Genomic DNA, 21,381 nt, shown 5'->3' on the forward strand with positions numbered 1-21,381 from the left:
CTAAACAACTGCCACTGCTGCGGATTTTAACTGATCGTGGAACCGAATTCTGTGGCAAGCCGGAGTATCATGAGTATGAATTGTATCTTCAAATCGAAGGAATAGAACACTCAAAAACGAAAGCCCGCAGCCCTCAAACCAATGGTATCTGTGAACGTTTTCATCGCACCATTCAGGAAGAATTTTATGCAGTAGCGTTCAGAAAAAAAATATACACCTCCGTAGATCAAATGCAGCAGGATCTTGACCAATGGCTAAGACACTACAATGAAGAGCGGACACACTCAGGTAAATACTGCTATGGCAAAACGCCCATGCAAACTTTTATTGACAGTGTGCATTTAGCCAAAGAAAAACGTATCGATGAACTCTTGGAAAAAGACGCTAACTTTAGCATGTCAGAAGAAGCGGAAGCAGGCTCTGCTGAGGAGCAACCTGCCAGGAATATTCTGACCGATGAAAATAATAAAGCGGTTGATCAAAACCCAACCACTTTTAACCAATAATTTTTATCGCATATGCCTTAAAAAAACCTGCTCTAAATTTAACCGGTTGTCAGATTAAGTAGTAGCAATTACAACTAAACTGCATCAAAAATCATCCATTTAAATATCGCCAACAAAAAAATGGGTTATTAGAGATGCCCTAAATTTTAAACAGGCTCTTATTGTATCCGACTTTTCCACATATTCACACTCTTTTTCTTACCGGACTATTGTATATTAAAATATTGCTTCGTAACTTAGGTTTTTAAAGATACTCTAAAAATGAGGTATGTATGAAATCTAACACATTTCTCTCAACTTCCGAGGATTTATTAGATAAAAATAAAAACAATTATAGCGAATCCTTGTATATTTTCAGTAGAAATTCTGTTCTTACTGTAGCGTGGAGTAGTTCGTTACTTTTTGCTTTGTATATACTTGCCTTTTATGTAGGTTCTACAATAAAAGGTCATCCCGAAAGATGGAATCAGATTCTACCCGGCTTACACAATCCAAATAATATTACAGCAAGTAATGGACTAATGCTACATATGCTAGCTGGTGCTTTAATTTTATTGATGGGATGTCTTCAGTTTATTAGTCCGATAAGAAATAAATTTCCCGCATTTCACAGAACTATAGGTAAAGTTTATGTGTTATCTTCAATCCTTGCTGCGGTAGGTGGACTATCTTATATTCTTTTGCAAGGAACCATTGGAGGTTTTATGATGAATGTTGGTTTCGGCTTATATGGTTTGCTTACTCTATTTGCCGGTATTAAAACCTTTTATTACGCACGTCTAAAAAAATTTGATAAACACTGGGAATGGGCTTTAAGATTATTTGCTCTTGGCATAGCATCGTGGCTATACCGGATGTATTATGGTTTTTGGATAATTTTGGCAGGAAGATTATGGCGTACTCCAGACTTCCAAGGATCTTTTGATATGATAATGGATTTCTTCTTTTATATACCAAATCTCATTATTATTGAATTCTATATCCGATATAAAGACAAAAGCATCCATCCTGTTTTAAAAACAATAGTTTCTATATTATTTCTTATTACTTCCATATTTTTTAGTATAGGTACTTACTATTTTACCAAATACTATTGGGGACCTGCTATTTTTGAATATTTGAATAATTAAAGGAATAAAGAGAGAACAACATTATACTATGAAAATATTCATTACCGGCGGAACAGGTTACTACCAGGAAAAAGGCAAAGCGAAAAGGATCATTCACAAAGGGGATGTGATCACATGTCCCCCCTAATGGTCCTCCTCATTGGCATGGTGCAAGTCGCGATAATGAATTGATTCAACTGACAATAACGAATACGCAAAAAGGTTCAACAGTATGGTTGGCTCCTGTGACTGATGAGGAATATAACAGTGAAGTAAAGAATTAAGTGATAATCTTCATGATAGAAGATATTAATAATCCAAGCGTAGTATGGAAAGTAATAACAATATTGAGGGGAAAGTGATAGTTATTACAGGAGCAAGCAGTGGGCTCGGTGAAGCCGCCGCAAGGCACCTTTCCGAACGGAGAGCAATTGTCATATTAGGTGCAGGGCGTGTCAACCGCATCCGGTCTTTGGCAGACGAATTAACAAATAAAGGTGCTAAGGCGCTTGCAATCATGACAGATGTTACAAAGTATGAACAGGTGAAGGCATTGGCGGATACAGCTGTTGTAACATTTGGCCGAATTGATATTATTCTCAACAATATCGGTCTGATGCCACATTCACCATTAGATCGTTTGAAGATTGACGAATGGAACCAGATGATAGACATGAACATCAAAGGTGTATTATACAGGATTGCGGCAGCGCTCCCGTATATGCAGCAACAAAAATCCGGGCATATCATTAATGTATCTTCTGTAGCCGGTCATTAAGTTCGCCCGAATGGTGTGGTGTACGCAGCTACCAAACATGCTGTGAGAGTCATTTCCGAAGGACTGCGGATGGAAGTGAAGCCATACAATATTCGCACCACCATCATCTCACGCGGTGCGATCGATACCGAGTTGCCTGATAGCATTAGCGAACAAGATATAGCCAAAGGCATAAAAGACTTCAACGAGAATTATGCAATTCCAGCAAACTCCTTTGCCCGGGCTGTTGCATTTGCTATTAGTCAGCCAGAGGACGTAGACATCAACGAAATTTTGTTTAGACCCACCAAACAGGAGTTGTAAACAGAATGCTATAGATTTTGTATGCTTCCCTAAATTCGGCCGGTAAGATTAGAGTTAACAACAAGACTTGAAGACCCGGGAAACAGAGAATTTTGAAATGCATCGAAAATGTATTTCTTCAGGCAGGAATTGTTACAGCATATGCACCACCTGAACCATGTTGAATGAAACAGGCCAATCCCGCCAGGGTTTCTCCTGTTTTGTCATAAAAATCAATGAGCGTTTTGTGTTGTGTGTTTTTTAAAGCAATCATAGTGCATGGCATTTTAATGGTTAAAATTTTATTTTAAAATTTCCCCAATGATCTGCGGGCAAATTGCCCAACCGGTGTTATATGCCATTTCCTGATATGCGCTCAGTTGTTTTATCTACCGGTTATTATTTACAACCCTTGCAGGCTCCTCATTTAATCTTCTCTCTGTTTTACGCTTTTTTTGAATAGGAAGCAATTTTTTGCCAGCCCTTATTTTTAAGCCGCTTTAAGAAAGCATTTATTGTGGGGTGGCACGAATACCAGTTAAAAAGCCCGCCTTTGCTGAAACTATGGCGGGCGTGGTCGGGATGACTGGATTCGAACCAGCGGCCTCTTCGTCCCGAACGAAGCGCGCTACCGGGCTGCGCTACATCCCGTAACATTCCATTTTAAATAAGCGCCGTAAAAATACAAACAAAACGCTATTTTAGAAAAGAAGCTGAAGCATGTTTTGTGATCTACCCTATTAATAGGTATTGCTTTCAAAATTATCTTTCTCTTGCCAACCTTCTTATCTTTACCCGGTAATGAAATACTATATTATTGCAGGAGAAGCCAGTGGCGATTTACATGGCAGTAACCTGATAAAAGAATTACATCATATTGATACCGCAGCAAACATTCGATGCTGGGGCGGCGATTTAATGCAACAGGCCGGCGCAACATTGGTAAAACATTATCGCGACCTGGCTTTTATGGGCTTTGCAGAAGTCATTAAAAACCTGCCTGCCATTTTTAAAAATATTGCTTTTTGTAAACAGGATATTTTGAATTATCAACCCAATGTACTGGTGTTAATTGATTATCCGGGTTTTAATTTGCGTATTTCTAAATGGGCTAAAACTAAAAATATTAAAGTAGTTTACTATATTTCTCCACAGGTATGGGCATGGAAGGAAAATAGGGTAAAAGAAATGAAACAATCCATAGACAAAATGTTGGTCATCCTGCCGTTTGAAAAAGATTATTATCAACATAAATGGCATTGGGATGTTGAATATGTAGGCCACCCACTGGTAGATGTAATTGAACAATATCAAAAAAATGCACCGCAAAAAATTACGGCCAATAAGCCCATTATTGCCATTTTACCCGGCAGCCGTAAACAAGAAATTGCCGTTAAACTACCCGTGATGCTACAGGTAGCTGCGCATTTTCCGGAATATGAATTTAAGGTGGCGCAAGCACCGGGACAAGAAGATGCTTTTTATACGCCATTTTTAGCCCCTTATCAAAATGTTTCTATTGTTAAAAACAATACCTACGGTTTGTTATGCAGTGCTAAAGCCGCATTGGTTACCAGTGGTACTGCTACTTTAGAAACCGCTTTATTTGGTGTGCCGGAAGTAGTATGCTACAAAGGCAGCGCTATTAGTTTTGCTATTGCCAAACGAATAGTGAAGATAAAATATATTTGTTTAGTGAATTTGATAATGGATAAGCCGGTAGTAAAAGAATTGATACAACAAGATATGACCGTTACAAACATTATTAATGAACTGACTGCACTTTTAACCGATGAGGTGAAACTACAAGCCCTGAAAAAAGATTATGCAGCATTGAAAACCTTGCTGCAGGCAGGCGGACATGCATCCTTCAAAGCCGCAAACCGGGTTTTTGAAACGGCACAAAAAGCTGAATAATGTGCTAAACGTACAAGTGTGCAACGCAACAGCAGCTACATAGTAGCACTATTGCCGGTTACATAACTACCTACCCTTTGTGTATGAGAGGTATAATAACCAGTTTAAACAGCATGATAATGAGCGCTACAATAAACATGAGCAATGAAATTCGGTTCATGCCATGCATATATTTTAAGTAGGTGGTACGCGGTTGATTGGGATCGCGTTTTTTGATGAACAGGTATTGTAATATTTGATTCCAGATGCCCATAAGTTTTTTTTATTGAAACAAGCAGATGCCTGTTTTGTTGATTTATTGTTTTAAAATGGGTGCTAAAACTTTTAATTGCCCGTCAATCGCATCACTTTGATACTGCAAACCCAGCACTTTTGCAATTAATGGATATACATGTATATTTTCGAAACCATGAATGGTATAATGCTGTTTAAAAGCCGGCCCCCATGCATAAAATGTAGCCCTCATTTCAGGCATATTATTATCATATCCATGTTTGCCGGGAGTAATTTTCCCGGAACCTAAATTAAATACTTTTGGAAAATGTGGTACCAATAAAATATCGCCCACCCGATTATAATAATCGTTAGATTGGTTGTAGTGCCAGCGTTCGGGTATTTCGTTGGCTAAATACACACTAAAATCTTTCGCCTGCATTTTTAATTTTTGGTAAGTAGGTAAAATAGCTGCCTTGTTTTTAGCGTACAAATGCAATAACATATCGCTGCGGGGAATGATAAAATTATTGGTATCAATGGCAGAAGGAAGCGGTATAGTGTTGTTTACATCAACATCGGCCATGCCATGATCTGATAAAAAAATATAATTTAACGGCAGGTTTAAAGGGGCAATAGCAGTATTTAATTTGGCAATGGCTTCATCTACAAAATGAACAGCCTCGTCAGTTTGCTTGCTATTTACGCCAAACATATGCTCTGCATGGTCAACTTCCGGCAAATAAAATGATATAAAGTGAGGGCGCTTTTCAGGAGGCAATTGCAACCAATTTTTTACCACATCAACACGTTCATCAATTCCAATTTTATCATTGTAAATATAATAGTAGGTAGGTCTTACCCCTTGAATAGCTGCTTCAGAAGCTACCCAGTAAAAACTGGCAGTAAGCATTTGTTGTTGCTCGGCCAATACCCACAATGGTGTGCCACCATACCAGGAGCTATCTGCCACTGCTTTTTTATTGCCCATGGTGTACAACTGGCCTTTGTTAACATCGTAAAAACTATTATCAACCAATCCGTTATGAGCAGGATACATACCTGTAAGAATCGCATAATGGTTGGGAAAAGTTAAAGAGGGATAAACAGGCTTCATATACTCGGCCTGTACCCCTGCCGTACGAAACTGCTGTAAATGCATGGCTTGAAAACTATCGGCTAAATCGTACCGAAACCCATCGGCAGAGATAAGAATTACATAAGGTTTTTGCTGTTGTTCGGCACTGTTTATCCTGCCTGGCACTATGTGTTGAAGGGTATCTTGTGCCAACAACTGTTGCATGAATAGCCAACAAAATAAACGAAGTGTTATTTTATATATCTGTTTCATATATTAAGAAAAAATTTGTTGATAACAAATCATGTTTATTCAGCCCATATTCGGATGCATTTCATCCTTCATCCACTGTTTCAAAGAACGGGTAATTTGTTCGGTTTCAATAATAAAGCCATCATGCCCAAAAGCCGAATCAATTTTAACCAAAGTAGCATTGGGCATATGTTGCGCCATAAATTGCTGCTCTGCAACCGGGCATAAAATATCGCTGGTAATGCCCATAATTAAGGTTGGAGTTTTGAGTTGCTGCAATACACGGACTAAATCTCCTCCCCTGCCTCTGGCTAAATGATGGCTATCCATTGCTTTGGTTAATAGCCAGTAACTATACGCATTGAAACGATTCACCAATTTATCGCCCTGATAATGAAGGTAAGAAGATGCTTTAAAATGGTCTATTTTTTCAGGATCAGGGTCAGTTTGTTTTTGCTGAAAAGTATCATAATTGCGATAGGTAAGCATACCAATGGCTCTGGCGGCTTTTAAACCCTTTGCACCTGCCTGAGGATGTGCTTGTTGCCAGGTGCAGTCGGCTTCAATGGCTAAGCGCTGAGCGGTATGTACGGCAACGCCCCAGGCACTTTCAGAAGGTGAGGTGGCAATTAAAAATAAACGTTGCACTACGGCAGGCTCTATTACGGCCCATTCTAAAGCCTGATATCCGCCCATGCTACCACCCATTAATAAATGGATAGATGTAATACCCAAATGCTTGCGCAATAAGATATGTGCCTGTACCATATCGCGAATGGTAATGCCCGGAAATGTTCCGTAATAAGGTTGTTGTGTAACCGGATTAATGCTTAAAGGACCTGTTGTACCATAACAGGAGCCAATAATATTAGCCCCTACAATAAAATATTTTTCCGGATCAATAAAACAGCCCTCACCTACCAAACCCTTCCACCAGGCAGCTGCATCGGCATTGGCTGTTAAAGCATGGCAAACCCATACCACATTATTTTTTGCTGCATTGAGCGTGCCATAAGTGGTATAAGCAATGGTTATGCCGGGCAATACAGATCCATTCTCTACTTTAAAATCATCCTGGTATTCAAAAAGTTGCGTCATATTAATTCCGGGTTTCAACAGCAAAATAAGCACATGATTAAATTACATTTGCAGAAATCTTTTACAAATGACAACAATTGAAGTGAAAAGAATAGATGATGCCTATGCTTTTGTGGGTACAGACAGTAATGGACACACCATCAGAACAGATGGTGCTGTTGAAATTGGCGGACACAACAGCGGTTTTAGGCCCATGCAAACCCTGTTAATGGGTTTAGGCGGATGCAGTGGCGTTGATATTGTTTCTATTTTAAAAAAACAAAGGCAGGAAATTAATGATTTTACCATGACCATTCAGGCCGAACGTGAGCAGGGTAAAGAACCGGCTTTATGGAAATATGTACACATTCACTTTGTTTTTAAGGGAACTGTTGATGCAGAAAAGATCAAAAAAGCATGTGCCCTTTCTATAGATAAATACTGCTCGGTTGCTGCCACCTTAAGAGCAGCCGGGTGCACCATTGAATGGGATGCTGAAGTAATAGCAGATTAAGGTATTGTGCTATTAAAATCAGTTTTCGTTTGAAACTCATGGCTAATGGTGTTTCAGTAAACGCTGTATAACTAATGGCTGTTGAGCCAGGTTTATTGAAACCTATTCCCAGTAAGCTTTTCAGAGCTTAATAGAACAACGCGTTAGCAGATTAATGTTTTTAAATTAAAAAATGTAGGTTATGCAACAAGATAAAATTACACAGGCCATTCGCATTCAAACAGAACGCACCAATGAAATGGAACATAGCACACCGCTGTTTTTAACCAGCAGCTTTTGCTATGATGACGCAGAAGCCATGCGGGCTGCATTTGCCGACGAAACAAATGATAATATTTACAGCCGTTTCAGTAATCCGAATGTGCAGGAATTGATTGATAAGGTTTGTGCTTTAGAAGGTGCTGAAGCCGGATACGCTACAGCTTCGGGCATGAGTGCTGTATTTGGCTCTTTCATGGCTTTATTAAAGCAGGGTGATCATTTGCTTGCCTGTAACAGTATTTTTGGCAGTACCCACACTGTTATTACGAAATACCTGAACAGATACGGTATTGAATACAGTTATATCAGCACTAATGCCTCAGCTAATGAATGGGAAGCAGCCATAAAACCCAATACCAAAATGATTTATGTGGAAACACCCACTAATCCTGGTTTGGATATTTTAGATTTATCGATGCTGGGAAGTTTGGCCAAAAAACATCAGATTATTTTAAATGTTGACAATTGTTTTGCTACGCCCATCGTACAACAGCCAATTGATTTTGGTGCTGACCTGGTGATACATTCTGCCACCAAATGGATGGATGGCCAGGGCCGGGTTTTGGGTGGTGTAGTAGTTGGCCGAAAAGATTTGATCAAAGAAATTTATGCATTTTGCAGAAGTACCGGACCTGCACTATCGCCATTTAATGCATGGGTACTGAGTAAAAGCTTAGAAACATTAGAAGTAAGAATGGAAAGGCATTGTGCCAATGCGCTTTTTCTGGCGAATGCATTAGAAGGCCATGCTAAAATCGCTTCACTTCGTTATCCATTTTTGCCTTCGCACCCTCAATATGCCATTGCACAAAAACAAATGCAGAATGGCGGCGCTATTGTTTGTTTTGAATTAAAAGGTGGATTAAATAGCGGCAGAAAATTTTTAGATGCATTACAAATGTTATCGTTAACTGCTAATTTAGGCGATACCAGAAGCATTGCTTCACATCCGGCCAGTACTACCCATGCCAAATTAAGTGATGCAGAACGATTAGCCGTTGGTATTACACCCGGCTTAATTCGTATTAGCGTTGGTTTAGAACATAAAGAAGATATTTTAGCCGATATTGAACAAGCCTTGCAATATTGTTAAGGATGAAGTAATAATGGTTTAGGACAGGTTGCTACAGCAATTTTTGAATCGGCTGTACCATAGTACAAGAACCATTGTTGCTGAAAATGAACGAGGCCTTCAATAAAACAAACATGGTTTACCTGTCCGTTAATTTCATAAGGCTCAGTTGGTTTCATAAAGTAATGCTGTAGGCGATTTTTTAACTGTAATGGATTATTTTTATTGAATAAGGCCTGTCCGGCTGCATAAGTACCTTCCGGCAAACTGGTATCGCCAATTGCAGGAATATTTCGGCCATTATACAGCAAGCGGATACCGTTAGGTGTTAGCATCGCTGCAGGACCTGATTCCACCAAATCACTATCAAATTTGCCTTTACGGGTGGGTAATGCTATTTGCAATTGCGGCATATTTTGCGCCTGCCCTCTTAATGCAATAGCAGGTTGGGTGCCTTTTGGCATTTCCACCGGTTTCCAATGAATTAAATCGGGGGAGGTAGCACACCATATGTATTGATCGCCCCAATACATCCAATATTGGCCTTTTATTTTGGTGGCAATAATGTTATTGTTGGTATAAGTAGCAACAATAGCACCTGATTTAGACCATACATTCAGGTATTTTCCGCTATACGCATTTACAAATGCAGGGCCTTGTTTTTTCCAATGCATTAAGTCGGTGGAAGTGGCCACCATTAAACGGGCTAAATGCCCATCAAAAGCGGTATAGGTTAGGCAATAAGTACCATTTTCATCCATAACAATACGAGGATCTTCACATCCGCCGGGCCATTCATATTTTTTAAATGCATCATTATCTGGAAACAGCACGGGCTTTGGCATTTTTGTAAAATGAAAACCATCGGTACTAACGGCCATGCCTATGCGTGAAGTACCTGCACTATCCTGTGCTCGGTATAGCATAAAAACAGAATCATTTTTTACAATTATTGCCGGATTGAACACATGTGCAGCTTCCCAAAAAGTTTGGGTATGTGTTATTGGATCATTAAAAGAATGATTACCGGGTAATAAAATGGGATTGTATGCATTCACTTTCGTAAATGGCAATAATGCCCATGCATCATTATGCATTACTGTTTGCGCAAATAAACCATTTACGCAAGGCTGCATAATGATAGATAGGATAAAACAATAGGCAGGCAAAAGTTTTTTACAATGTTTCATTTCCCAAACTTACCAGTTTATTTTTGATGGCAAATAAAGCCAGCCCTACCCTGTTTTTAATTTCTAATTTTTCTGACAATGACTGGCGATAGTTTTCTACTGTTCGTTCGGCTACACCCATGGTCTCAGCAATTTGTTTATAAGTAAGTTCAGTAGCACACAATCTTAAAAACTCTAATTCTTTTTGGTTTAAATTGTATTGTTCATACCAATCCTCTATATGGCGACCAGATTTTAAGGATTTAATTAATTTATCAGATACCAATTCGTTACTAAAAAATCCATCGCGATGAATGGTAGTAATGGCGGCATACAATTCTTCCGGCGAAGATTCTTTCAGCAAATAACCACCTGCACCTGCCTTCAGCATTTTTATAATATCAGTACTTTCATCAAACATACTCAAAGCCAATACTGCAGTTTGGGGATAATTACTGCTAATCCATTCCGTTGTATCAAACCCGTTTAATCCCGGCATTTTAATATCCATTAAAACAACGTGTATGGGTTGATGTTCGGGTAATAAAAACTGTAATTCCTTGCCATTCGAGGCTTCAAACACAATCATTAAATCATCAAACTCTTTCAACAAAGCAGCAATACCACTTCTAAATAGTGCATGGTCATCAACCAAAGCAATTCTAATAGGTTCATTTTCCATTATTCACAGGGTATATTAAATACAATACAAGTGCCTTTTCCTTCACGGGTAATAATATTCATGGTTCCATTTAAAAGAGCAATACGTTGTTTCATGTTAAAAATACCCATGCCGGTATATTGGAAGTTCTTTTCATCATAAACAAACCCCTTACCGTTATCGCTTATTTCCAACATTAAATGACCCTCTTTTATTCCTAAAAATATAAAAATTTCAGTTGCATCGGCATGTTTGATGATATTACTCAAACATTCTTGCACTAAACGATATACAAATAAGTTTGCGTAAGGGTGAGAAAGATTAAAATTGTCGGGTAAGTTATTTTTAAATTCAACTTTCAAATAATCGTTTCGCTGAAACCACTGTACCTCTTGTGTAATAGCTTCTGCTATACCATTTTCAATCAATTTTTCGCCCTGATATAATTTAGCCAGTAGCCTTAATTCTTTAATGCTACGCTTAATTAAATCCTGAGCAACTTGTATTTTAGTGGCAGCTTTGGCATCTTCTTTAATATTTACAGAAGCCAGGGTAACATTGGTTAGGCTTAATAGCTGGCCAATATTATCGTGCAAATCGGCTGAAAAATTTTGTAAAGTTTGTTCCTGTACTTCTAATTTGGTTTGAATTAATTGTTGCTCAAACAATTGGCTCATTTGATTTTTTTCAGCCTCGTATTTCTTTTTTTTTCTGGCATAAGCAATTACCTGCACTACAATATAAAAAGCCACCAGTAGAAATACAGCAGTTAGGCATAGGATGATGAAGATGATATAGTTTCCCGATACTTGCATATAAACGCATAAACCCAGGCACCATAAAAAAAGACATTGAAAATTGCCCGGAGTATATTAATGATTAAAATACCTAAGTTATTGACATCTGAAAGATACAGTGCAACAATATAGGGAAAAAAGAGGTTGATAAAAAAGTTGGCAAATTGGTACACAAATAAACCGGTAACCAACCAAAAAACACAGTCAGATTTGGCGTATATGGCAATTTCTAACTGAATTAACCTGTAATAATAAACAAAACCCAACACCATAAAATAAAAGGAAGTAAAAGTATGACTGAAAAAAACGAAGGAATGGTTAAACCCTCTATTGTAAATAATTTCACCAATATATATCAGTGAAAAAATGAAGAGTCCGGTATTGGGCCAATTACGCCATTGTAAATAGGCCGGAATATTCTTTTCCATAATTTTTACCAGTAAAAAAAACTCGATCGGTATAAATAAATTATATAATAATATATTATGAAAGCCATAATGTGCTGTGATTTTACCGGTTATTTCTGTAAAAAACGTTAAAACATACAGTATTTTTAAAAAATTCAGGTCGGGAAACCCGGAATTTTTCAGTTTAACAAAAAGGTAATACCCGCCAATTAGCAGCAGTAAAAGCTCGATATACACTAAAAATCCGGTCATTGAGGGTTATTATATGTAAAAATAAGTGATTTCACTACGTAGAAATACGTTTTTTTGGATGCACCTTTTAAAATATGTTCGCACCATAATTCTAAACCAACCACAGTTTTATATTTTTTGGTTTTTGATTGGGGATAAGAGAGCGGAGGATGTGGCCTCCCTCTTTTTTTTATGCCCCGCCATTCAGTTCGGCCCGTTCGGCAATTAATTCGGCAATAAGGCTGGTCCATCCCGTTTGATGGCTGGCACCTAACCCGTGACCGTTATCGCCATGAAAATATTCATAAAACTGCAACAGATGCCTGTTTTCGGGAAGCCGGTAAAACCAGTTATCCTTGCCATGTAATTTTCTTTCGTTTTGCTCATTCAACGTAAATAAACGGATTACCCTTTTCACTAACTCATCGGCCACCTGGCTTAATTCTAAAAAATTTCCCGAACCGGTGGGGTATTCTACTTTTAAAGAACCATCATAAAACTCGCCAAATTTTTGAATGCTTTTAATGATGAGGTAGTTAATGGGCATCCAAACCGGGCCCCGCCAGTTACTATTGCCTCCAAAAAAATCGGAAGTTGAATCACCGGGATCGTATTGAATAGAGTACTGAATGCCATCAATGATAACAGAATATGGATTTTTTTCATGGAATTTCGATAAAGCCCTGATGCCTCCATCTGATAAAAATTCGGTTTCGTTCAGCAAATGTTTGAGCAGTCCTACTAATTTTGATTTAGGTATTAAAGATATTAATATTTTATCCTGATCTGTTTTTTCTTCATTGGGCCAAAATTTATCATTTTTTAACCGGTATTGTTTGTACCAGGAAATACGTTTATCAAAATCCTGTAATTTTTTCAACACTTTTCTATCAATCACTGAAACTGCAAATAAAGAGGTTAATCCCACGATTGATTGAATGCGTAATTGCAATGTTTCTCCTCCGGCCAAACCCAATTTATCATAAAAAAACTCATCTTCTTCATTCCACATGCCTAATTGATTCAGGGCCTCTGCAATTAAAATGAAATGTTCAAAAAACTTTGTAGCGCTATCTTCAAAAGCATCATCCTGCATAGCAATTTCAATGGCAATATCCATTAAATTCAATGCATACATCCCCATCCAACTGGTGCCATCGGCCTGCTCTAACTTTGACTGGTTATTTAACTGAATACTACGATTGAATACACCTATGTTATCTAAGCCAAGAAATCCCCCTTCAAAAATGTTATTGCCCTGCGGGTCTTTTCGGTTAATCCACCAGGTAAAATTGATGATTAATTTATGAAATACTTTTTTAAGAAACCGAATATCGCCTTTTCCTGTTTTTGCTTTTTCCAAATGATATATTTGTAAGGCACTCCAGGCTTGAACAGGCGGATTTACATCGCTAAAATGCCATTCGTAAGCCGGCAGTTGCCCATCGGGTTTCATATACCATTCCCGCATAATGAGTGTTAACTGATGTTTGGCAAAATTGGTATCTACCATTGCCATAGAAACGCAATGAAATGCCAAATCCCAAGCCGCATACCAGGGGTATTCCCATTTATCAGGCATTAATATAATATCCTGATTTTTTAGATGTTGCCATTCACTATTACGCCCATGGGTTCTTTGCCAGGAAAGCGCGGTAATTCCATCACCTTCCTGCAACCATCTTTCCACATCATAATAATAAAACTGTTTACTCCATAGCAACCCGGAAAGGGCTTGCCGTTGTATATTTTTTAAATCGTCTGAAATATGTTTAGGTAATATATCATGATAAAATTCATCGGCCTCTGCCTTACGGTTTACAAATAATTGTTCAAAATTTGAACCAAAAGGATGTTGAACTGCAGCTGAACTTAAGCGCAAATACGTCGTTGATGTTTGGCTAGGTTCTATTATAAATTCATATACCGGCGAAAATTTAGTACCCGATTTCTGCGCAGCTAACAGCTCTTTGTTTTTATTATGAATGATGGCATCATGAAATGCATCTTTCACCAATGGGGATGCGTTGGGTATACCAAATAGTTTTTCAGTATTGGTTTCATTTTCGGTAAATAAACAGAGATTTGTTTCGGGATAATACAAATAATAATTACCTAACCGTTCATGCATGGCTTTTACAAGGCCGGGTTTATTAGTTAATTTAATGACAGGTTTTTTATCGGTTGCTTTAGATTGCCAGCGATTAAAAAACCAAAGTGTTGGCATTAGGGTTAAAGGGGCTGCTGTGGCAGCTCTGTTCGTTATTTCAATTTTAATTCCAATATCTTTTTTATTGAGTTTGGCATAGGTTACCAAAACATCAAAATATTTATTATCATTAAAAATACCGGTATCTAAAATTTCATACTCGGGCTCTAATTTGCTGCGCTTTTTATTTTCCTGAATCAGTTGCTCATAAGGAAATGCTTCCTGCGGATACTTATAGAGCATTTGCATATAATAATGCGTAGGCAGGTTATCCAAATAATAGTACAATTCTTTAACATCTTCTCCATGATTACCATCTGAATTACCCAAGCCAAATAATCTTTCTTTTAAAATACTGTCTTTCCCATTCCACAGCGTAAGGCCAAAACACAGGTTTCCAAAAAAATCCGAGATGCCACATAACCCGTCTTCTCCCCAGCGATAGGCTCTGGAAATGGCATGATGAAATGGAAAATAATTCCAGGCATCTCCGTTGGTACTATAATCTTCCCTAACGGTGCCCCACTGGCGTTCGGAAAGATACGGCCCCCATTGTTCTAAGGGCACTCTTTTTGCACTATTGTCTTTTAACCGTTTTTCTTCTGCATTCATAACAGGCTGCAAATTAGGTATGCAACGCATTCAATAACAGATTCAACTCAATTTTGTGCGAAAAATGTTATCATATTCGTTTTTTTGAATTCTTCCTGAAAAAAATAATTGTCTGTTTTCATCAGTAGAATGCTATTTGCCAAGCCATTCTTTAAATTGGGTAACCCTATCAAGGCTTAGAAATACCTCTTCTTTAAATGCAGGTTGTAAATCAACCCTTATTTACCTTTCGGATACACATGTATAGCACCGATAGGCTTTTGATAGTTGAATAATAAATTTTTTATTATACATTTTTATCAATATGTACCAAATTAGACAATACACTCAAACTATTGAACAAAAAGTGTGGATTTAACTGGTTTTGTAAATCCTCAAATTTTGACTGCGCATATTCTTTTTCTAATCTGTTTACTTAAGTTTTTCTATGCTCCATGCTTCTAAAAGAATTAAAACCGGTAATCACTACATAAGTAATCATCAGATATGTATGCGTCATGGCCAATAAATTACGCAATCTTATTTATAAGGCACCAGCATTAGCCTCAGGCACTACTACTAATTGTACAAACAAAAAATAAAAAATACCCTTCAATGCAAATCCACACAGAAACACTACCGGGACTTCAATGGAATACCGTTGAATGGACAATGCTTTTACAGCAAATTTTTTATTAAAAAACTGAATAGTATCATACACAAAATACATGGATGCTATCCTATTAAACAATAAATATAAATCCTCGTTGACGATGCTTTTAATATCTAATAAAGGGCCAAGATTTCCTGTGTTTATATAGTCCAGTGTAGCCAAAAAAAGAAAATAAAGCCAGTAAGAGACCGCCATAAAGGAAGGCTTCCTACAATTTTATTTGCAATTGGCATTATAAAAAGATCTGCATTAAATGGTATTAGATTTATCTTCTTCAATCATATAAATTATCTATCTATTCTTAAATTACCTGATAATTGCCCTATTGCTATTTGAAAGTTTAAATTGCCTCAATATTGAATAACCGCAATTAAACTATTCTGAATTGGCCAAATTACAGGAAGAAGGTCAGAAAAAACAGGCTGAAAATGTGCAGGTACAAAAAAGTATGGGGTGACTTTATAAAGTTTAGCTGTGAAAAAAAATCCCGTTTTCACGGGATGAGTTGTGGAGAATACCGGAGTCGAACCGGTGACCTCTTGCATGCCATGCAAGCGCTCTAGCCAACTGAGCTAATTCCCCTTTTTGTTTGATAGGATTGCAAATGTAAAGTGTGCAGTTTGTTGCACAAAATTTTTCTCATTTTAAATTATTAGAACAAAAGTTCCTATAATAATCAGCGTAGCTCCAATGGTCATTTTAAGGGTAATGGTTTCTCCTAAAAAGATAACAGATAAAACAATGGCAATAGCCACACTGGCCTTATCAACCGGTGCCACCTGCGATACTTTACCAATTTGCAATGCTTTAAAATAAAATAGCCATGAGAGGCCGGTAGCCATAGCCGATAATAATAAAAACCACCAGTTTTGTTTGCTGAGAGAATGAATACTTTCCTGCATATTTCCTTTAAACAAAGCAATACTCCAGGTAAGCAATAAAATAAAAGAGGTTCGAATAGCCGTTGCCAAATCACTGTCAATATGGCTAATACCTTTCTTGGCAAAAATAGCGGTAAGGGCTGCAAAAAAGGCTGATAAAAGTGCATATATCCACCACATAATAGCTTTATTTAAAAGTAAGGCTAATCCTCGTTGTTGATGCATTAAGTTCTACAATAAAAAAACTGCTTGCCACGCAACGGGCAAACATGTTTACTAAAGTATTTGCATCCGTTATTGTTTCCCTTTCAATCAAATATTGTAATGTATAAGGAATGGTATGATACAATATTAATCCCAAATTTCGTCTTCGCCTTTTAACCAGCGTTTTATGGCATTGGTAGTTACACTTTTCGGGCGTTCTAATGGGAAACCCAATGCCCTGTCCCAACACAAATTGGCCAATACACCCAACGCACGACTTACTGCAAATAAAACCGTATAAAATTCATATTCTACCAAACCGTAATGCACCAATAATGCGCCGCTGTGGGCATCTACGTTGGGCCATGGGTTTTTAATTTTGCCCATTGACTGCAGGATTGGCGGAACGGTTTCATAAATTTTCCATACCGTATTCACTAATTTATCATCGGGCATATGTTTTTTGCCAAATTCCATTTGTGCAGTGAAGCGTGGATCCGTTTTACGTAAAACGGCATGTCCATAACCCGGAACCACTTTTCCATCAGCAATAGTTCTCTTCACATATTCCTCAATTTGCTCTTTAGATGGATTATCGGTACCCAATTCTTTTTGCATTTCAAAAATCCACTTTATCACCTCCTGATTAGCCAAACCATGTAACGGACCGGCCAATCCATTCATACCTGCAGCATAACTTAAATAAGGATCGCTAAGGGCACTACCCACCAAATGAGTGGCATGAGCGCTTACATTACCGCCTTCATGGTCAGCATGAATGGTCATGTACAAACGCATCAGTTCTTTAAAGCTTTCATCTTCAAAACCCATCATATGGGCTAAATTACCTGCCCAATCTAACAGTCCATCCGGCTCAATGTGCTCTTTATTTTTGTATTTGCGCCTGTATATGTATGCTGCAATACGAGGTAACCGGGCAATCAGGTCCATCACATCATCGTATACTGGATTCCAATAATCTTTTTTATTGATACCTTTTGCATATTCTCTGGCAAAATCACTTTCTGTTTGCAAGGCCATAACACCTACTACAAACATCGTCATTGGATGGGTAGACAATGGTAATGCATCAATTGCTTTGAACACGTGTGTAGGTACATGGCTGCGCCGTTGCCAAACATTGGTAACGTGCTGCACATCTTCTTCACCAGGAAGCTCACCAATTAACATCAAATAAAATAAGCCTTCAGGTAAGGGCTCTCCGTTTGGATGTACTTTGGGTAATTTTTCCTGCAATTCAGGAATAGAGTAGCCTCTAAACCGGATACCTTCCTGCGCATCTAATAAACTGGTTTCTGAAACCAATCCGGTAATACCGCGCATACCCTGATATATTTGAGAAAGGGTTACTTCGCCAATTTTTTTATTACCGTGTTCTTTTAAAAGATCTTTAATTTCTGCATTAGCAGATTCGGCTTTTAATCTAAACCGCTCTTTAATAATTCCCATGTTGCAACATTTTATATTCGATTAAAAATTAATTTAAAAATATTTTGATCAAGTTCTGTTTAAAAAATGCAGCATTGTGGCTATACAATAATGGATGAATTACAATTAGCCATTTTCTGCTTCCATTATTATGATAATTAGCGGCTATAAAGGTAAAAGAACTTCATTGTTGTAACAAAACAAATAGCAGTCAGTTGCCTGATTATAACAAGAAATTGATAAACAGAATCACTTGGGGGCATTGCGGTACAAATAAAACACAACAAATAAAAAAAGCATATTAGGAATCCAGGGGGCAATTTCAGGGGGCAAGTTGCCTTTGGTTGAAAAAATGGTTGAAAATTTATCTGTAATTATAAATAAAGCAGCAATTACAAATCCTACGGCTAAATGCAAGCCACTGCCGCCACGCACTTTTCTGCCGGCAACGATAGCACCAATCAGGGTTAATAAAATAACGGTTATTGGCGTGGCATACCTTCTGCCTGCCTCTACTTTTAGTTCGTTTAATCCCTCGGCACCTCGTAATTCCTGCAGTTTAATAAAATGGGCCAATTGCGGCGAGGTTAATTTATCTTTTGTGTACTTATCCTGTCGAATATCAACCGGAGTAAAGTTTAAATTTTTATACAATGCAGGCAGCATTCTTACATTTTCACCCAGTGGTAATATATCACGTTCAATAACATATTCCAATTTCCATTTTTTGGTAAGGGTATCCCATGAAATGCCTTCTGCACGGGTGTTTTTAACCATTTGGTTGTTCCGAATTTGATCTAAAAAAATGGGGCCACCTCTTTTGCTAATGGTATCATAATTATAAATACCGGCATAGGTAAATGAATCTACTTTCATATAAAAATCACTGCCACTGCCGTTTCTGCTTTTGGTAAGGTTTTCATAGGAAGAATTGGGATCAAGGTATTTGGCCTCAAAATTCCCTCTGATAACATTGGCTTTTGGAACGATGTATAAGTTGGAAACCAATAGAATACCCGCCAATAGAATACCCGCCATCCAATAAGGCCGCAACCATCGATTGTAAGCAGTACCACTTGCCAAAATAGCCACTATTTCACTTCTGCCGGCCATTTTGGATGTAAAAAAAATAACTGCAATAAATATAAATAATGGAAAAAGTAATGCAACAATATAGGGAACAAATCCAAAGTAATACTGGATTACTATGGCTCTGGCACTTAACCCTGATTTGGCAAAATCATCGGCCTTTTCACTAATATCAACAACAACGGCAATTACGGTGAATAAAAAAATGGAAAAGAAGAAAGTGGACAAAAATTTTTTAATAATATACCAGTCTATCTTTTTCATACTTTTCTAATTTCCCGCATAAACAAGCACTAAAGCTTTTGCAATGGGTGTAGGTTAAAATCAATTCATTTACTGTAATTGTTTCCAATTATTGTTGAAATGATTTTGATTCATCACCAATATCAATTTATTGATGTAATACAAATAACAATGGGCACAAAGATAATGGGAGAAAATATACCAATGGGCAACAAGCTGTTAAACCCTATCCTATGGACGGCAGCAGAGAAAAAAACATCCATTAAAATGGATGTAGGGGGAAATGCATTTCACAGGTAACAGATTAGTAATGTAGTATGAAACTAATTTTATTTTGCCAGAATACAAAACAAAAGAAGAGTTGGTGGATAAGTAATGAATTCGTATTTCAGTTGTTCAAATTTATTTTAAAAAATTTATATGTATAATTTTGGTTGCAATTTTATTAAACCCAATACTGCATTCCATATGGAATGATGATTTTATAAGCGTTGTTTTAGGATTGGTACCATCTCCTGCTTCCATGGATTAAAGTTACGCAGCAGTATTTGTGTACGTGCTTCAGCAACCAGCCATAAATAAAATGAAAGGTTGTGTAAACTGGCAATTTGCAAAGCTGAAATTTCATTTGCTGCAAATAAGTGGCGCAAGTATGCTTTTGAATAATAATTGCTGATGGATGCGGGTATACCATCGTCAATCACCGAAAAGTCGGTAGCCCATTTTTTATTTTTAATATTAATAATACCTTTTGAGGTAAAAAGCATCCCATTCCGGCCATTTCGGGTTGGCATTACACAGTCAAACATATCCACTCCTAAAGCAATTCCTTCCAAAATATTCCAGGGGGTTCCTACTCCCATCAGGTATCGTGGTTTTTCTGAAGGCAGAATTGAGCAACATAAAGCAGTAAAATCGTACATCATCGCTTCAGGTTCCCCTACAGATAATCCTCCAATAGCATTACCCGCAGCCTGCTTTGACGCAATGTATGCACAGGAAGCAGTTCGTAAGTCTTTGAATATACCGCCTTGAACAATGGGAAATAGATTTTGTGTATAGCCATATAAATCGGGTGTTTCGGCTAACCGGGCAATACCCCGATCCAACCAGCGATGTGTAAGCTCCATGCTATTCTTTGCATATGCATAATCAGAAGGATAAGGCGGACATTCATCAAAAGCCATAATAATATCTGCCCCAATACTGCGTTGTATATCCATTACATATTCAGGTGTAAAAAGATGCCTGCTGCCATCTATATGCGATTGAAAAGTAACACCCTCTTCCTTTATCTTTCGCTGGGCAGACAATGAAAAAACCTGATAACCGCCACTATCGGTTAAGATTGGCCGGCTCCAGCCCATGAATTGATGCAATCCACCAGCTTGTTGTAAAATATCGGTTCCAGGTCTTAAATACAAATGATAGGTGTTGCCCAAAATAATTTGTGCATGAATATCATCTTGCAATTGTTGCTGCGTAACGGCTTTAACCGATCCCACGGTTCCAACAGGCATAAAAATGGGCGTTTGAATGGTACCATGATCGGTAACAATAGTTCCTGCCCGGGCAGTACTGGCGGCATCTGTTTCCTGAATATTAAATTGAAGTTGCGGCATAAGTTTGCAAAAATAAGTGTATGGCCGTTTTTTAAAACAAGATTATACAGATTACCTGTAAATAACTACAGGTTAAGCAATTGTTATCCACAAAGC

The 21,381-nt window shown here is 37.7% G+C and carries 19 protein-coding genes, 2 tRNA genes and 3 pseudogenes; 7 read left to right on the forward strand and 17 right to left on the reverse strand.

The window, feature by feature from the left end:
* The 3 genes and pseudogenes from A0F92_RS12075 to A0F92_RS12085 all read left to right on the forward strand — a co-directional run.
* Window positions 1–371 (forward strand): annotated as a pseudogene (locus A0F92_RS12075) (integrase core domain-containing protein); the annotation flags it as partial.
* 407 nt (window positions 372–778) lie between these two features.
* On the forward strand, window positions 779–1,636 hold the full coding sequence (locus A0F92_RS12080) for a DUF2306 domain-containing protein (protein ID WP_068246417.1): 858 nt from the start codon (window positions 779–781) through the stop codon (window positions 1,634–1,636).
* A gap of 307 nt (window positions 1,637–1,943) precedes the next feature.
* Window positions 1,944–2,696, forward strand: a pseudogene (locus A0F92_RS12085) (SDR family oxidoreductase).
* A gap of 118 nt (window positions 2,697–2,814) precedes the next feature.
* Here the strand turns inward: A0F92_RS12085 and A0F92_RS15935 are convergent.
* Together A0F92_RS15935 and A0F92_RS12090 are read right to left on the reverse strand one after the other, a co-directional pair.
* Window positions 2,815–2,949, reverse strand: coding sequence for a hypothetical protein (locus A0F92_RS15935; RefSeq protein WP_262490040.1), 135 nt, complete (start codon window positions 2,947–2,949; stop codon window positions 2,815–2,817).
* Window positions 2,950–3,249: 300 nt separating this feature from the next.
* A tRNA-Pro gene (locus A0F92_RS12090) sits at window positions 3,250–3,326 on the reverse strand.
* 150 nt (window positions 3,327–3,476) lie between these two features.
* Here A0F92_RS12090 and lpxB point away from each other — a divergent pair.
* Entirely contained in the window at window positions 3,477–4,592 is a 1,116-nt protein-coding gene (gene lpxB / locus A0F92_RS12095) for a lipid-A-disaccharide synthase (RefSeq protein ID WP_068246420.1), read from the forward strand.
* A 70-nt stretch (window positions 4,593–4,662) separates the two neighbouring features.
* Here lpxB and A0F92_RS12100 read toward each other — a convergent pair whose 3' ends face one another.
* Genes A0F92_RS12100 through metX form a run of 3 tightly spaced genes read right to left on the reverse strand, consistent with a single transcriptional unit; the run spans window position 4,663 to window position 7,233 of the window.
* On the reverse strand, window positions 4,663–4,845 hold the full coding sequence (locus A0F92_RS12100) for a DUF6728 family protein (RefSeq protein WP_068246422.1): 183 nt from the start codon (window positions 4,843–4,845) through the stop codon (window positions 4,663–4,665).
* Between the two features lie 42 nt (window positions 4,846–4,887).
* Window positions 4,888–6,156: an alkaline phosphatase family protein gene (locus A0F92_RS12105; RefSeq protein WP_068246424.1), complete on the reverse strand. Its 1,269-nt coding sequence runs from the start codon at window positions 6,154–6,156 to the stop codon at window positions 4,888–4,890.
* A gap of 39 nt (window positions 6,157–6,195) precedes the next feature.
* Window positions 6,196–7,233, reverse strand: a complete 1,038-nt coding sequence (gene metX / locus A0F92_RS12110; protein ID WP_068246430.1) for a homoserine O-acetyltransferase MetX — start codon at window positions 7,231–7,233, stop codon at window positions 6,196–6,198.
* A 67-nt stretch (window positions 7,234–7,300) separates the two neighbouring features.
* On the opposite strand from metX, the gene A0F92_RS12115 reads away from it, so the two are divergent.
* Both A0F92_RS12115 and A0F92_RS12120 read left to right on the forward strand, forming a co-directional pair.
* Entirely contained in the window at window positions 7,301–7,726 is a 426-nt protein-coding gene (locus A0F92_RS12115) for an OsmC family protein (protein ID WP_068246433.1), read from the forward strand.
* 181 nt (window positions 7,727–7,907) lie between these two features.
* A complete protein-coding gene (locus A0F92_RS12120; protein ID WP_068246436.1) occupies window positions 7,908–9,080 on the forward strand; it encodes a trans-sulfuration enzyme family protein in 1,173 nt (390 codons plus the stop codon).
* Here the strand turns inward: A0F92_RS12120 and A0F92_RS12125 are convergent.
* The 11 genes and pseudogenes from A0F92_RS12125 to A0F92_RS12170 all read right to left on the reverse strand — a co-directional run bounded on the left by A0F92_RS12125 (window position 9,077) and on the right by A0F92_RS12170 (window position 19,684).
* Complete coding sequence (locus tag A0F92_RS12125; protein WP_068247077.1) at window positions 9,077–10,195, reverse strand: glycoside hydrolase family 130 protein; 1,119 nt, start codon at window positions 10,193–10,195, stop codon at window positions 9,077–9,079. The genes A0F92_RS12120 and A0F92_RS12125 overlap by 4 nt on opposite strands.
* Window positions 10,196–10,235: 40 nt before the next feature.
* Window positions 10,236–10,910 carry a response regulator transcription factor gene (locus A0F92_RS12130; RefSeq protein ID WP_068246439.1) on the reverse strand — a complete coding sequence of 225 codons (675 nt, stop codon included), beginning with the start codon at window positions 10,908–10,910 and terminating at the stop codon, window positions 10,236–10,238.
* Window positions 10,910–11,704 (reverse strand): sensor histidine kinase, encoded by a 795-nt coding sequence (locus A0F92_RS12135; protein ID WP_167517073.1) that lies wholly within the window; start codon window positions 11,702–11,704, stop codon window positions 10,910–10,912. The genes A0F92_RS12130 and A0F92_RS12135 overlap by 1 nt, the downstream gene beginning before the upstream one ends.
* Window positions 11,659–12,114: a hypothetical protein gene (locus A0F92_RS12140; protein WP_167517074.1), complete on the reverse strand. Its 456-nt coding sequence runs from the start codon at window positions 12,112–12,114 to the stop codon at window positions 11,659–11,661. Before A0F92_RS12140 ends, A0F92_RS12135 begins: the two co-directional genes overlap by 46 nt.
* Window positions 12,115–12,514: 400 nt before the next feature.
* Window positions 12,515–15,145: an MGH1-like glycoside hydrolase domain-containing protein gene (locus A0F92_RS12145; protein WP_068246449.1), complete on the reverse strand. Its 2,631-nt coding sequence runs from the start codon at window positions 15,143–15,145 to the stop codon at window positions 12,515–12,517.
* Window positions 15,146–15,431: 286 nt separating this feature from the next.
* A pseudogene (locus A0F92_RS16095) lies at window positions 15,432–15,515 on the reverse strand (histidine kinase); the annotation flags it as partial.
* 153 nt (window positions 15,516–15,668) lie between these two features.
* Window positions 15,669–15,992 carry a hypothetical protein gene (locus tag A0F92_RS12150; RefSeq protein ID WP_068246452.1) on the reverse strand — a complete coding sequence of 108 codons (324 nt, stop codon included), beginning with the start codon at window positions 15,990–15,992 and terminating at the stop codon, window positions 15,669–15,671.
* Between the two features lie 313 nt (window positions 15,993–16,305).
* Window positions 16,306–16,379: transfer RNA gene (locus tag A0F92_RS12155), tRNA-Ala, on the reverse strand.
* A 62-nt stretch (window positions 16,380–16,441) separates the two neighbouring features.
* Window positions 16,442–16,903 (reverse strand): EamA family transporter, encoded by a 462-nt coding sequence (locus A0F92_RS12160; protein WP_253810428.1) that lies wholly within the window; start codon window positions 16,901–16,903, stop codon window positions 16,442–16,444.
* A 126-nt stretch (window positions 16,904–17,029) separates the two neighbouring features.
* Window positions 17,030–18,352, reverse strand: coding sequence for a citrate (Si)-synthase, eukaryotic (locus A0F92_RS12165; protein WP_068246456.1), 1,323 nt, complete (start codon window positions 18,350–18,352; stop codon window positions 17,030–17,032).
* A gap of 228 nt (window positions 18,353–18,580) precedes the next feature.
* Window positions 18,581–19,684, reverse strand: a complete 1,104-nt coding sequence (locus A0F92_RS12170) for an LptF/LptG family permease (protein ID WP_068246459.1) — start codon at window positions 19,682–19,684, stop codon at window positions 18,581–18,583.
* Window positions 19,685–19,783: 99 nt separating this feature from the next.
* Between A0F92_RS12170 and A0F92_RS12175 the strand changes: the two genes are divergently transcribed.
* Complete coding sequence (locus tag A0F92_RS12175) at window positions 19,784–19,963, forward strand: hypothetical protein (RefSeq protein ID WP_068246463.1); 180 nt, start codon at window positions 19,784–19,786, stop codon at window positions 19,961–19,963.
* Window positions 19,964–20,145: 182 nt separating this feature from the next.
* Here A0F92_RS12175 and tgt read toward each other — a convergent pair whose 3' ends face one another.
* Window positions 20,146–21,285, reverse strand: coding sequence for a tRNA guanosine(34) transglycosylase Tgt (tgt, locus tag A0F92_RS12180; protein WP_068246464.1), 1,140 nt, complete (start codon window positions 21,283–21,285; stop codon window positions 20,146–20,148).
* Window positions 21,286–21,381: the final 96 nt, after the last annotated feature.

The organism is Hydrotalea flava (assembly GCF_001623405.1).
GTDB classification, from domain to species: domain Bacteria; phylum Bacteroidota; class Bacteroidia; order Chitinophagales; family Chitinophagaceae; genus Hydrotalea; species Hydrotalea flava.